The 13,579-nt window shown below is 54.7% G+C and carries 14 protein-coding genes; 3 read left to right on the forward strand and 11 right to left on the reverse strand.

What is annotated here, in order from left to right:
• Positions 1 to 3: 3 nt before the first annotated feature.
• The 4 genes from HNQ92_RS15070 to HNQ92_RS15085 all read right to left on the reverse strand — a co-directional run bounded on the left by HNQ92_RS15070 (position 4) and on the right by HNQ92_RS15085 (position 2,267).
• Positions 4 to 489 (reverse strand): hypothetical protein, encoded by a 486-nt coding sequence (locus HNQ92_RS15070; RefSeq protein ID WP_184174877.1) that lies wholly within the window; start codon positions 487 to 489, stop codon positions 4 to 6.
• A 143-nt stretch (positions 490 to 632) separates the two neighbouring features.
• Entirely contained in the window at positions 633 to 1,331 is a 699-nt protein-coding gene (locus HNQ92_RS15075) for a hypothetical protein (RefSeq protein WP_184174878.1), read from the reverse strand.
• 9 nt (positions 1,332 to 1,340) lie between these two features.
• Entirely contained in the window at positions 1,341 to 1,790 is a 450-nt protein-coding gene (locus HNQ92_RS15080; RefSeq protein ID WP_184174879.1) for a hypothetical protein, read from the reverse strand.
• A gap of 129 nt (positions 1,791 to 1,919) precedes the next feature.
• Positions 1,920 to 2,267, reverse strand: coding sequence for a hypothetical protein (locus tag HNQ92_RS15085; protein ID WP_184174880.1), 348 nt, complete (start codon positions 2,265 to 2,267; stop codon positions 1,920 to 1,922).
• A gap of 97 nt (positions 2,268 to 2,364) precedes the next feature.
• Between HNQ92_RS15085 and HNQ92_RS15090 the strand changes: the two genes are divergently transcribed.
• From HNQ92_RS15090 to HNQ92_RS15100, 3 genes are all read left to right on the forward strand, one after another.
• Complete coding sequence (locus HNQ92_RS15090; RefSeq protein WP_184174881.1) at positions 2,365 to 2,970, forward strand: Uma2 family endonuclease; 606 nt, start codon at positions 2,365 to 2,367, stop codon at positions 2,968 to 2,970.
• A gap of 123 nt (positions 2,971 to 3,093) precedes the next feature.
• The gene (locus HNQ92_RS15095; protein WP_184174882.1) at positions 3,094 to 3,774 is read left to right on the forward strand and encodes a MotA/TolQ/ExbB proton channel family protein; all 681 of its coding nucleotides are present in this window, start codon (positions 3,094 to 3,096) and stop codon (positions 3,772 to 3,774) included.
• Positions 3,775 to 3,831: 57 nt separating this feature from the next.
• Positions 3,832 to 4,224, forward strand: coding sequence for an ExbD/TolR family protein (locus HNQ92_RS15100; RefSeq protein WP_184174883.1), 393 nt, complete (start codon positions 3,832 to 3,834; stop codon positions 4,222 to 4,224).
• Between the two features lie 95 nt (positions 4,225 to 4,319).
• On the opposite strand, the gene HNQ92_RS15105 is transcribed toward HNQ92_RS15100, so the two are convergent.
• The 7 genes from HNQ92_RS15105 to pyk all read right to left on the reverse strand — a co-directional run bounded on the left by HNQ92_RS15105 (position 4,320) and on the right by pyk (position 13,551).
• Positions 4,320 to 5,228 (reverse strand): alpha/beta fold hydrolase, encoded by a 909-nt coding sequence (locus tag HNQ92_RS15105; RefSeq protein WP_184174884.1) that lies wholly within the window; start codon positions 5,226 to 5,228, stop codon positions 4,320 to 4,322.
• Between the two features lie 48 nt (positions 5,229 to 5,276).
• A complete protein-coding gene (locus HNQ92_RS15110) occupies positions 5,277 to 7,313 on the reverse strand; it encodes a M56 family metallopeptidase (protein ID WP_184174885.1) in 2,037 nt (678 codons plus the stop codon).
• 8 nt (positions 7,314 to 7,321) lie between these two features.
• Complete coding sequence (locus tag HNQ92_RS15115) at positions 7,322 to 8,086, reverse strand: TonB family protein (protein WP_184174886.1); 765 nt, start codon at positions 8,084 to 8,086, stop codon at positions 7,322 to 7,324.
• Between the two features lie 64 nt (positions 8,087 to 8,150).
• The gene (locus HNQ92_RS15120; RefSeq protein ID WP_184174887.1) at positions 8,151 to 9,707 is read right to left on the reverse strand and encodes a M56 family metallopeptidase; all 1,557 of its coding nucleotides are present in this window, start codon (positions 9,705 to 9,707) and stop codon (positions 8,151 to 8,153) included.
• A gap of 4 nt (positions 9,708 to 9,711) precedes the next feature.
• The gene (locus HNQ92_RS15125) at positions 9,712 to 11,502 is read right to left on the reverse strand and encodes a M56 family metallopeptidase (RefSeq protein ID WP_184174888.1); all 1,791 of its coding nucleotides are present in this window, start codon (positions 11,500 to 11,502) and stop codon (positions 9,712 to 9,714) included.
• A 64-nt stretch (positions 11,503 to 11,566) separates the two neighbouring features.
• Positions 11,567 to 11,941: a BlaI/MecI/CopY family transcriptional regulator gene (locus tag HNQ92_RS15130; protein WP_184174889.1), complete on the reverse strand. Its 375-nt coding sequence runs from the start codon at positions 11,939 to 11,941 to the stop codon at positions 11,567 to 11,569.
• 170 nt (positions 11,942 to 12,111) lie between these two features.
• Positions 12,112 to 13,551 (reverse strand): pyruvate kinase, encoded by a 1,440-nt coding sequence (pyk, locus tag HNQ92_RS15135; RefSeq protein WP_184174890.1) that lies wholly within the window; start codon positions 13,549 to 13,551, stop codon positions 12,112 to 12,114.
• Positions 13,552 to 13,579 lie beyond the last annotated feature (28 nt).

The following is a 13,579-nucleotide window of genomic DNA, read 5'->3' on the forward strand; positions in this document are numbered from 1 at the left end:
TAGTTATTTATCGTAGATGGTTACTACAACACCCTGTGGTCGGTCTGCGTAGTTTCTGTATTCGCCCACGTATGACCCATACTTAATCCATACCTCTTCAAAGGTGGTGTATTTCCCTTTGAAAATAGTTTGAAAATCGGAATTGGAATAACGCTCTTCGGGCGGGGCTACATCTACTACAAAGCCGCAACCCTTTTCGTCGTAAAACAGCCGCCGGTAACGGATCGTGAGGGTATCGACCCGAGTCTCGGAAACGAAAAGGTAGGTCGTGCTGTCTGCTAGGAGCGACAAGGGAAGCTGATAGCTGTAATGGTCTGAATCGATGCGTCGGAACACCGAATCGTTCACGGCGCCCAGAGCTGTAATGGACTGAAAGGTTCTACGCCCGATGTGTTGTACCGAGACCATAGGCTCGGCCTGGGGGCCGCATTCTTTGCAACTGCTCAGAGCCAGGCTCAGTCCGGCGAACAAAAGGATTACTTTGTACATGGTATGTTTCACTACAAGCGAGGGGGGCGAGAGGTTAGTACAGGAATAAAACGAGCAAAATTGAGCGCTGAACAAAATAGCAAATGGGGTACTTTGAAAAAACGGTTCTTATAGTCCTCTCAAGAACTTTCGGCCAGGTACCCCTAGCGTAGGCGGTAGTGCAGCTGTAGGGTACTTCCGTAGGAAAACAACCGCCGATACATACCAAGTGTATACCCCGCGCCGGGATAATAATGGGGGCGTAGCTCGCCCTGCGTGCGCCGAAGTACCGTACCCCGAAACAGCCAGCGTAGCATCCAGCGGTCGGAGAGGTAGAAGTTGCGCGCCAGGGTGAACTCCCCGCCCCAGGCCAGGTTGCCGCGCTCCCGAAACGGCCCCTCGTAGTCGCCGAAGGTGCGGCCCGGTATGCGGAACGTACCCCGGTAGGAAGCCCCCGCCACCACCGCCGACAGGCCAAAGTACCCGTAGCCCCGCCGACGCGTAATGTCCCAGTCGGGCCCGGCTTTGAGGTACCAGCCCTGCACCTGCTGCCGGGCTATGGTCTCGGAGGGCTCGATAGAGGTACCCCGCACGTAGCCGAGCAGCAGCTGGTTGTAGTGGCCGCGCCGCGTGCGGTGCCGCAGCACGGGCTCAATGATGGCCGCATTCGTGATGAAGTAGTACTTACCCAGTACCACGCTGGGTACGCTTTTGAACACGTCCAGGCCCAGGGATAGCTGGTGGAGGTAGGGGCGTTGCGCTACCGTGTCTGGCGTAGGGGTACTTTGGCCCGCACAGAGGTGGATGCTAAGGCCGCAAAGGAGCAGCGGGATTAGTCCAAAAGTTCGTAGAGAAGAGGGCATGGATTTAGGTTAAAAATCTTTGATGGATACTTTAGGGTAGTAGTCATAGAATTCTACCGTGACCTCTTTGAAAGTAGAGGAATGTACTTGCTTAGCCCAATTTGCTCGGATCTTGGCTACAAAATCACAGCCACGCTTAGGATAAAAGTACCGCTGGTAGTGAATGGTGAGGGTATCGACCCGTGTATCGGAAAAGAAAAGGTAAGTGGTGCTGTCGGCCAGGAGTGATAAAGGAAAGCTGTAGGAAGTTCGGTGATAGCTACTATCCGAACCAGGCTTGGGCGCTGGTAAAGGCTCAAACGCCGTCAGGTCGCGGGCACCCAGGGCTGATACCGATCGGAAGGTCTTCGGGCCGCTGTACTCAATATGGACCAGGGGCTCTTCCTGCCAACCACAGTCGCGAAAACAGCCGGATAGCGCCAGGCTCAGCAGAGCCAGTAGTAAAATAGGTTTGGGCATGGTGTGTCAAATGGAGGGACAAAAAACAAGGTTCCCGCTAAAATACCTAGGCGAATACTTTTCAGCAAATCTTTTTTAGAAATCTACGCTAAAAAAGAAAACGAGCCAGGGTACCTGGCTAAGCCCCAACTACCCCTTCAGAATGGCCCGACGCAGGAAAGCCCCCATGAAGCTACCAGCCAGGGTAGGAAAAATGGCGAGGTAGGTGGTAAAATCAGCGATGTCGGGACGGGTAGGTACCAGCCACTCGGTCGAGAGCAGCAGCAGATAAAGCAACACAATCGTAAGTACCTGGAGCGTGGCCAGTACCCAGCCGCGCTGCGGTTGCAGCCAGCCCAGCCCGAAACTAAAGACGACGTTGAGCAAGAACGGCATATGGACCGTTTCGCTCTTGAAATTGAGCACGGTAAGCACCACCCCACTCAGCAGCGCGAGGGGTAGTTGGCGGAGAAGACTGGGCGTGAAGATCGAATTCATACTTTATGAAACGAGGGTTAGCGAACAAAGTTTGTAAAAGTACCCCTTTGCGCCCGGTTTTTACTATTTTTGTTCATTTCCAAAAGGTACTTACCACATGGCAGCCCAGCCCCAAACCTACCTTACCGAAGAAGACTACCTCCAGCAGGAAGCCCAGGCCGAGTACCGGTCGGAGTACTTCCGGGGAGAGGTATTCATGATGGCGGGCGGTACGCCCAATCACAACCGCATCAAGGAGAATGCGTCTGGAGAGATTCATGCCCTTCTCAAAAAGCGAAAATCCTGTCGGAGTTATTCGAGCGATCAGCGTGTGTACATCCCTGCCAACGGCCTCTATACCTACCCCGACCTCGTGGTGGTGTGCGGGCCCAACCGCTACGCCGAAAAGGATAAAAATACCCTTACCAACCCCACACTCATCGTGGAGGTACTTTCGGAAAGTACTGCGGCCTACGACCGGGGTACCAAGTTCCGCCTCTACCGCGACCTGCCCAGCCTCCAGGAGTACGTGCTCCTGAACTCCCTGGCCATCGGGGCAGAAGTGTTTCGCCGCACGCCCGATGATCATTGGCTCCTGGCCGACGAAGCCTACGCACTCACGGGCTCCCTCTACCTACAGTCGCTGGAAGCCAGCCTGGCACTGGCCGATCTCTACGAAGGAACCGACGAAGTACCCGAAATCAGTGTTTCCTCGAAGTCGTAAATTCCCTATCTTTGGCTTTTAAACAATAAGCCGGACGCAAGTCCGTTTATTGTCAAATGTTATTTGCCAATAAAAATCTCCCATTCATTCACGTATAATCATTCACTTTTTCTAGTTCCTCTTATGATGCTTCTGCAAGCACTTACCGACACGACCCTGGTGGCTCCCGCTGCCAACGAAGGCCTATCCGTTATAGATTTACTCATGAAAGGGGGCTGGGTAATGCTTCCCCTCGGGTTTCTGTTTCTGGTTACCGTGTTTATAATCATCGAGCGCTACCTGGGTATCAAAGCCAACGCCAAAATTGAGCAGGGATTTGTGGATAACGTGAAGGATTTCATCCAGCAGGGCAACCTCAAAGCCGCCGAGTCGCTTTGCCGCAACCAGCGCAACGCCGTCGGGCGCATTTTGGAGCGCGCCACGAGCCGGATCGGGTACCCCATCAAAGACATCGAGACGACCATCGAAAACGCCAGCCAGATCGAAATGCAGCGCATGGAAGGCAACTTGCCGTACCTGGGGGTCATCGCCGGGATCGCGCCCATGCTCGGGTTTGTGGGTACCATCGCCGGGATCATCCGGATCTTCTACGACATCTCCATCTCCAACGACTTCAACATCAGCACCATTTCGGGCGGTATGTACGAAAAAATGATTACCTCCGGCTCGGGTCTGATCATCGGGCTCATTGCCTATGCGGGCTACCACATGCTCAACATGCAGATCGACCGCTTTGCGCTCAAAATTCAGATGGCCGCTTCGGACTACCTGGACGTGCTGCAAAAGCCCGTTGCGTCTCGCTAGGTAGGAGTAGCGTAAAAGGTTCCCTCAAGTTTATACACGTATAACGCTAGTCATACCATGAAGATACGTCGGAAGAGTCGGTTTGCCCCGGAGGTATTCACGCACTCGCTCAACGATATTATGTTTTTCTTGCTGCTGTTCTTTTTGATCATCTCCACGATGTCCAATCCGAACGTCATCAAGCTGATGCTTCCCAAGTCCTCTACCGCGCAGCAGGTTTATAAAAAGCAGGTTACGCTGTCGGTGGATGCCGAACGCAACTACTTCATCGACAAGCAGCAAATCCCGGCCGATAACCTCGAAACCGAGCTGCAGACGATCTTTGCCAACGCCGACGAACGCACCATAGTACTTCGGGTGGACAAAGAACTACCCGTGCAGGGCCTGGTGGACGTGCTGGAAGTAGGTGCCCGGCTGGACATCAAAATGGTGATGGCCACGGCCAAGTAAGCACCTCTTTACACAAAAAAAATCCCCGCTACTCGACGAGCTGCGGGGATTTTTTTTGTGTAAATTTCCATCAGAATAGTGACTTCGCCCGAAGGTTATTTTTTAGATTCTCTCTGTATAACCTGGTAATCCTGCAAGACCATTTTTAGGCTGGAAAGTACCAGCTCGGGGTCATCATGGTGCACAAAATGCCCCGCGTCTCCGCTGTATAAGAACATCCCCTTGTCGACAGACTGCACCACGTCGATCCAGCGGGCTATTCGGTGCCGGGTTTTTGATCTAAAAATGGCTTCATTCTCCGGAGTCTTTAGGGCTGGGGGTGCGTCAAATCGCCCACCCGTAATGATATGGACGGGAATATTCGGAAGCGGGCTTCCCTTGAGTTCTTTAAATTCCGATTCCCGTAATTCACCCAGTACTCTACCCTCCTCACGAATGGCTCTTGGCGCATCCTTGTTTCGGTTGGCCAAGCCAGCGGCGAGCTCTGCAATTGTCCGGTCAATTTTCTCATCGTCCCATCCCAGCGCTGTGTAGTAGTCGCGTTGGTTTTGGTTGGTTTCGGTGAAATCAGCCGGATCAATGATGACGAGCCCGGCTAGTAGTTGGGGGTAGTACACAGCAAAGCCCCGGACGTAAAGCCCACCCAGGGAATGCCCCACGAGCACATAGGGAGGCTTTATGTGGAGATGATTCAATAGCCTGACCAACCGATCCGAAACATGTTTGATGGTCGGTGCCTGATCATCGGGCTCGGAGGCACCAATGCCCGGCCGGTCGTAGATAACCAAGGGAGCCAGGGCCGCAGCTCCTTGTACCATTCGGTCCCAGTGGCCCATGGGCGTTCCGTAGCCGCTTTCAAACACCAATACCGGCTGACCTTCCTGGCGCGCGTCCATGCCGACGACGTTCACCGCCATAGCCGTACTGTCGATCGTGACGAATCGGGTTTGCGAAAAAGCCTGGAGGCTTACGAAGCTCGCCAGGGTAAGCACGGCTAATTTCATCTTTATCAACGATTAACGAGGAGAGCTTAGGAAGAAAAGAGAGGTACTTTACTTTTTGCCTTTCTTCGTGCTAATAAGCACTACTCCATTTTTGCCTTTTTTACCATACATAGGGGAGTGGTCCCCTTTTTTAATCTCTATACTATGAATAGTATCCGGAGGTAGATCCAAAAAGGTTTTCTGGTCCACCGGTACATTATCCAACAGATACAGGGGCTGATACTCTTTATCACCAATAAACTGGATGGATTCTAACGAATCGTCAGCAGGTACCTTGAGTATACCTAAGTTGGCCTTTTTAAAAGGAACAGAATACCGGTACTCCGACTCGTCGACGGGCTTGCCCTTGGCCGTAGCATCCATATCGACGGCGTCTTCAAACCGGAATTTAGGCAGTACCAGGCCCGTCCGTTTTTCTTTATCTTCCTTCGGAGCTTCCAGCGGGGCTTTCAGCGGGACTTCGTCTTTTTCTAACATAAACTGAATCGGTAGCTGGTACAGCATCGCCACGGGACGGCCGTTTTGCCGGGCGGGTTTCCACCTGGGCATACTCAGCACCACGCGCAGGGCCTCTTCGTCGATCCCCGCGCCCAGCCCGTTCACGATTTTAGGCTCACGAATAGCTCCCTCCTCACTCACCAGGAAGCTCACCAGTACCCGCCCCTGCACCTCCTTACGGCTGGCTTCGGTGGGGTACATGATGTTCCGGGCCAGGTACTTGTAGAGCTCACTTGTCCCACCGGGAAACTCGGGCATTTGCTCCACGATGGTGAAAGTACCTTCCGGGGTCGTTGCCCGCGCCGTGTCGGTAGAGGCCGGTTTTATAGAGCCATATCCTACTACTACGACCTCCTCCAGCGACTGTTTCTGGCGCAGAAGCCGGGCATTGATCGTTTGATTTTTCTCCGTGATGCGAATCTCTTGCGGCTGGTACCCCACAAAGCTAATGACGATTGTGCTGTTGAGCGGTACATCTTTCAGCTCAAAAGTACCCTGCTGGTTGGTGGTGGTACCCGCAGTGGTACCTTTGGCTATGATCGCGGCGCTCGGTAGCGGCTGGCCGTCTTGATTAGTGACAGTACCGGTTACGGTGGTTTTTTCTTCGGAAGCCGTGAGGAGGGCCAGGGGTTCTTCCAGGAAGGTTTCCAGGCGCTCACTCAGAGAGGTACTTGCGTCTGACAAAGTACCTTTGGGTACGTACTTGCCTTTTTCGATGGCGGTAATGAGCCGCTGGCGGGCGGCGGTGAGCATCAGCACCAGCCCGATCAGCGGCACAACGGCCAGGTACCTACCCAGCGTCCAGGGCGAATTTCTGTTTTTATACAACATCTTGATCCGTTGTTTTAAGAGTGATGAAGTGAAAAAGTGATTGGTGAGCGTAGCCAGCGGCGCACCCAGCGCGTAGGAAACCAAAAACGCGGCGTAGCGATCCCGCTCGGGCGCTTCCTCGTCGGCCAGGTACTCGTGTACCTGTTGGAGGGAATTTTTGTAAAAAATAAGCACAGGGTTGAACCAGAAAAGTACCCGAAGTACCTCCACGAGCAGGATGTCGAAGCTATGGCGCTGCTGTACGTGCACCAGCTCGTGGCGCAGAATGGCGTCGAAGTGTTGCTCGTAGTCGCTGCGGCTCACAACTACCCACTTCCAGAACGAGAACGAACCTACCTCGTCAGTATTCATCAGGACCAGGGTACATTCGTCGAGCTCGATGGTTTCGCCCTGGTGGAGGTAGTTAAAGAGATCGCGTAGGTAGTTGTAGAGCCGCCCGGCCATCAGGAGCACGCCCAGGCCGTACACCACCCACAGGAACTGGCTCCAATGGGTCGTTTGGGCAGCCGTGTACACCACGGCCTCCGGCGCTACCACCACCACGGGTACTTTGGCTACGGCGTAGACGGCCGTGGGCATCACGGGTATGCGCTCGGGGTACTTGATCAGCGGCAGCACAAAGGCCAGCAGCAGCGCGCCGAGCAGGTAGGTGCGGTTCCAGCGGAAGAAGGTGTGCTGGCGCAGCAGGAACCAGTAGCAGGCGTAGAGCAGTACCCAGTACAGGCTCACTTTCCCGAGATAGATGAATGCTTCCATGGTGAACCCTAGTTAGTCCGAAGTTCTCCTAGCTGGAAGGTAATCGGTAGGTTAAACCGCACGTTTTTTGCCTGGCCATCCTGCGAGCCGGGCTTCCAGTGCGGCATGGTTGATACGAGACGGATTGCTTCTTCGTCCATACCGAAGCCGAGGCCTTTCTGGACCTGGATGTCCCGGATCTGGCCATCGGCACCCACTACGAATCGTAAAAAGACTTTTCCTTCCACCTGCGCATCAATGGCCCTTTGGGGGTACTTTAAATGCTGCTTGACATAGGAATACATGGCCTTTACGCCGCCCGGAAACTCGGGATGCTTTTCGATTACGGTGAAAATACTATCCCGACCGGCCACGGCTTTTAGGGCGGGATCTTGGGTACTTCGCGCTTCGGCCTCCGTTTGCTTGTGGAGGGTAATCGAAATCGCCGCATTTTTTACTTCGTTTTCCAGCAAAGGGATCGTCATGGAGCGGTACCCCTCAAACCCGATGACCAGCTTTCCCCGGCTAGGCGCTCTAAGCTTAAATTTCCCTTCGGCATTCGTCAGGGTTTCGATGTCCTGCCCTTCTACCCGAATGAGCGCAGCTGGGAAGGGGTCTCCGTCCGGGAAGAGTACCATACCTTCTACCTCCGTGAGTTGCCCGAGGTCGGGCTGATCGTTGGTCTTGAGCTCGCGCTCGCAGCTCGTCATGAAGAGCAGCCCTGACGCGATGAAGAGTACAGCAGCGAGGTACTTACCCAGTGTCTTGTATGAATGTCGAGTGGTATGCGGCATGGTGATTCGCGTTTAAGGGTGGTAAATAAGGTGTTACAAAGCATGGGATCTGACAGCGGGTGGCCTACTCCTCGCTGGTCTTCGTATGCTCCGCCAGCTCAAAGGTGATCGGTAGGTTAAACTTCACGTTGACCGGCCTTCCGCTCTGGGCGCCGGGTACCCAGCGGGGCATCGCTTTGATCAACCGGATCGACTCTTCGTCCATACCAAAGCCGAGTCCTTTCAGGATCTGGATGTCTTTGATATCACCCTCGGTGGTTACGATGAAGGTCAGGAATACCTTCCCTTCTACAAAGGCGCGCTGAGCGGGCACCGGGTACTTGAGTTCACGCCTGATGAAGTCGTACATGGCTCGCGCCCCGCCGGGAAATTCCGGCTGTTTCTCCACGACGGTGAAGATACGTTCGGGGGTATCTAAGGCCGGCTCAGGCAGGGTAAGCGGCGCTTCGGACTGGCTCACGACCACCGGTGGCTTGAAGGTTCTGGGAGTACCTTCCTCTTCTTCGGGAAGCATGAAGCGAGCGGACATTCTTTTTTGACCCACTACTTTCACGGAGGTACCTTGATACCCCACAAATTCCACGTCAAGCTCACTTCCTTTGGGGGCGCTGAGCTTGAATTTTCCTTCTCCATTGGTAGTGGTACCTTTGGTCGTGCCTTTTATTATTATACTAACGCCCGGCAAAGCAACATTTTCGTTATCCACCACGAGTCCTTCCACCAGGATGTCTTCTTGGGAATCTGAGGCTACCACTTCCGGGAGGTCGGTGGTAGGTACTTCGCGCTCGCAACCGGCTACCAGTACCGCCACCAGACCAATGAGCAGCGCCACCGCCCCGTACTTACCCAGCGACCAGCGGGAGTTGCGCTGCCGGTAGAGCATCTTGATGCGCTCCTTGAGCAGCGAAGCGTTGAAGAAATGGTTGGTCAAAGCCGCCACGGGGGTACCTAGCGCGTACGACACCAGAAACTCGGCGTAGCGATCGCGCTCGGGCGCTTCTTCGTCGGCCAGGTACTCGTGTACTTGCTGGAGGGAATTTTTGTAAAAAATAAGAATGGGGTTGAACCAGAAAAGGACCCGAAGTACCTCCACGAGCAGGATATCAAAGCTATGGCGCTGCTGTACGTGCACCAGCTCGTGGCGCAGGATGGCGTCGAAGTGCTGCTCGTAGTCGGTACGGCTGACGACCACCCACTTTAGAAAGGAGAAAGAACCCACGCGGTCGGAATCCATCAGCACCAGGGTACATTCATCCAGCTCAATGGTTTCTCCCTGGCGAATGAAACTAAAAAGTTCTAGCAGGTAGTGGTAGAGCCGGTAGGCCATGACCAAGGCTCCGCTCAGGTAGAGGAGCGCCAGGAGCTTGAGCCAGGGAAAGGGTGCGGTAGGTACCTGGGCGGAAATCACCAAGGGCGCAGCCGTGACCTCGTAGACCACCGGCAGCGGCGGAGCCGAGGCGGGGTACACTACCAGCGGCAGCACGAAGGCCAGCAGCAGCGCGCCCAGCAGGTAGGCGCGGTTCCAACGGAAGAAGGTGTGGTGGCGCAGCAAGAGCCAGTAGCAGGCGTAGAGCAGTACCCAGTACAGGCTCACTTTGCCGAGGTAGACGAGCGCTTCCATGTCTCTAATTTTTCTTGGTGGTGATCAGGATGACTCCGTTTTTCCCCTGCTCGCCGTAGATGTCGGTGGCGGATTTGTTTTTCAGTACATTGATGCTCTTGATGTCGTTGGGCTGTACTTTGTCCTGAAGGTTCACATTCTTCTCCTGCTTCACGCCGTCGATGATGAAGAGCGGTTGATTGGGACTATTCGAATTCCAGATGTCTAATTTCGCCTCCTGGTTGGCCGGTTGGTTAATGGGCGAGTCAGGATTCAACGAAAAGCCAATGGGTAGGTTGAACCGCACGTTGACGGGCTGTCCGCCTTCCGAGCCGGGCTTCCAGCGCGGCATGGTAGATACGACGCGCACGGCCTCCTCGTCGAGGCCGAAGCCCCGTCCCTTCAGGATTTTAATATCCTTGATTTCGCCCTGATCCGTCACCACGAAGTTCACGAACACCTTACCCTCTACCGAAGCCCGCGCGGCGGCATCGGGGTACTTGATGTTATTGCTCAGGTACTTGTACATTTCGGTGGTTCCTCCGGGAAATTCCGGCTGTTTTTCCACCACCCCAAAGATGGGCTTGCCGTCGGCCGTGGCAGCGGGCTGAACGATCACCCGCACCGTATCGGCGTTCAGCGAGGAAATGGTGTGGGTACTTGGCTTCACGTCTACCGAGCCCGCCTTGCCGTCGGAGAGCGTGACTTCGTAGCGCATGGCTTTTTTGGCCAGTACCTGGAGCGACACAGGTTTGTGGCCCACAAAGGAAATTTCTAATTCGCCACCCGCGGGAGCGTTGAACTGGAACCGGCCCGCCGCGTCGGTGGTAGTACCGCTCTGGCCATCTTTTAGGACAATGGACGCGCCGGGTAGGGGCGCTCCGTTGGGGCCGGTTACGATACCTTCAATCGGTACCGCTTGCCCGGCGGGTACTTCCTGGGTGGGGCGCTGGTTTTGGGTACTGATAAGGCCTTCGCGCTCGCAGCCCGCGGCCACTATCGCTACCAGACCAATCAGCAGCGCCACCGCGCCGTACTTGCCCAGCGACCAGCGCGAGTTGCGGGCTTTGTAGAGCATCTTGATGCGCTCCTTGAGCAGCGAGGCGTTGAAGAAGTGGTTGGTCAACACCGCCACGGGGGTACCTAGCGCGTACGACACCAGAAACTCGGCGTAGCGATCGCGCTCGGGGGCTTCTTCGTCGGCCAGGTACTCGTGTACCTGCTGGAGGGAGTTTTTATAAAAGATAAGTACGGGGTTGAACCAGAAAAGAACCCGAAGTACCTCCACGAGCAGGATGTCGAAGCTGTGGCGCTGCTGCACGTGCACGAGCTCGTGGCGCAGGATGGCGTCGAAGTGCTGCTCGTAGTCGGTACGGCTGACGACCACCCACTTTAGAAAGGAGAAAGAACCCACGCGGTCGGAATCCATCAGGACCAGGGTACATTCGTCCAGCTCGATGGTTTCTCCCTGGCGAATGAACACGACGAGCTGACGCAGGTACCCGGCTAGTTTTACCAGCATCACGCCCACGCCCGCCGCGTAGAGCAGCGCCAGGAGCTTGAGCCACGGAAAGGGTGCGGTAGGTACCTGGGCCGATACGACTACCGTGGTGGCCGTGACTTCGTAGACTACCGGCAGGGGCGGGGCCGAGGCGGGGTACACCACCAGCGGCAGCACAAAGGCCAGCAACAGCGCGCCCAGCAGGTAGGCGCGGTTCCAGCGGAAGAAGGTGTGCTGGCGCAGCAGCAGCCAGTAACAAGCGTAGAGCAGTACCCAGTACAGGCTCACCTTGCCAATATAGGTAAGTAGTTCCATGATTTTCAGGTAGGTTTAGGTAAAAAAAATGGTATGAATACAGGTCGGAACGCGTAGCGGCTTGCTACTCGCTGTCTTTCTGGTTTTGCATCATCTTGATGATCTCATCCAGGTCCTTGGTGTTCAGATCGTGGTCTTTTACAAAGAAGGAAACGAGCTTGGGCAGCGAGCTGTCAAAGTAGTTGCTGAGCAGCTGATTCATTTCGAAGCGTTTGTATTCCACCTCGGTGATCAGGGGGTAGTATTCGTGGGTTTTGCCGTAAGCCGTGTAGCCCACCACGCCCTTCTTTTCCAGAATCCGGATGATGGTCGAAACGGTATTGTAGGCGGGCTTGGGCTCGGGCATCTCGGCCAGTACGTCCTTGACAAAGCCTTTTCCCAATTGCCAGAGAATACGCATGATTTCTTCTTCGGCCCGAGTTAGGGATCTCATTTCCATATTTATACGCTATTTTGGGTATACTGAATGAATTTTAATTCAAAGATAATACTATTTAATTAGTTTCAAAACTATTTTGTTAGTTATTTCGTATGTGTTAAATAAAAAGCACCGCCAGGTACCTGGTGGCGCTTTTTATTTTTAATATATAAAAAAGGAAGCGGGAAGAATTACTCCACCACGTTTAGCTTCAGGGCGTTGGTTTTGCGGTGCTTGGAAACCGGCATACTCAGCGTGTTGATGAAGATGTCGCCCTTGGATAGCTCGCCCTTTTCGATCAGAATCCGCTTGATGTCGTCGATGAGCTCGTCGGTCGATACATTATCGTCGCGGTCGTAGAAGAATACCTTCGTGCCCCAGTAGAGGCCCAGCGTATTCATGAGCTCGCGGTTGGAGGTAAAGATCAGCAGGTTGGCTTTGGGGCGGTGGTGCGACAGCCGGAACGACGTGTAGCCCGAGCGCGTGATGCCGATCAGCGCCTTGGCCTTGGTGTCGCGGGCCAGGCGGCAGGCGCTCATCACCACGTTGTCGTTGAGCTGATCCGCGCCGGGGTTTTCGTTCACGAAAGCGTGGTACTTGAAGTAAATCTTGTCCGTATTGGCCTCCACACGCTCGATGGTGCGCGTCATGTTTTCGACCGCCAGCAGGGGGTACTTGCCCGAGGCCGTTTCGGCGCTCAGCATCACGGCATCCGCGCCGTCCAGTACCGAGTTGGCCACGTCATTGACTTCCGCGCGGGTAGGGCGGGGGCTGTCGATCATGCTTTCGAGCATCTGCGTAGCCACAATAACCGGCTTGCCCGCTTTATTGCATTTCTCCACGATTAGCTTCTGGATCATAGGTACCTCCTCGGCGGGAAGCTCCACGCCCAGGTCACCGCGGGCCACCATCACGGCGTCCGTAGCGGCGATGATCTCGTCCAGGTTGTCAATCGCCTCGGGTTTTTCGAGCTTCGCCACCACGCGGGTATTTTTGCCCTTGCGGCGGATGTAATCCTTCACTTTCTCGATGTCCATTGCCTCCCGCACAAACGACAGCGCGATCCACTCCACGTTGTGCTCCAGGCCAAAGTCCAGGTCTTCGTAGTCTTTATCCGTAACCGACGGCATGGATACCCGCGTGTTGGGTAGGTTCACGCCTTTCTTGGACTTCAGGTACCCGCCGTACACCACCTCCGTGATCACGTCGGAGCCTTCAATGTCCACCACCTTGACTTCCAGCTTGCCGTCGTCCATCAGGATGCGGTCGCCCACGTGTACGTCGTTGTACATGCCGTCGTAGGGGGTACTTACGCGCTCGGCGGTACCTAGTACTTCGGTGTTGCTCAGGATCAGCCGGTTCCCGGCTTCGATCAGCACGCCGTCTTTGCCTTCTACGTTTCCGATCCGGATTTTGGGTCCTTGCAAATCCTGAAGAATGCAGAGGTTCAGGCCGTGTTCTTCGTTTATTTCCCGAATCCGGGTGAGTCGTTCGAGGTGATCCTGGTGAGTACCGTGTGAAAAGTTAAGCCGAAATACATTTACGCCGGCTTTGGCCAACGCCAGCAGCGTTTCCTTGCTTTCAGAAGCGGGTCCTACGGTAGCAACAATTTTGGTTTTTTTGGAAGACATAGGTGATTTAATAAGTAAATAGCAGATT

Source organism: Rhabdobacter roseus (assembly GCF_014202275.1).
Taxonomy (GTDB): Bacteria; Bacteroidota; Bacteroidia; order Cytophagales; family Spirosomataceae; genus Rhabdobacter; species Rhabdobacter roseus.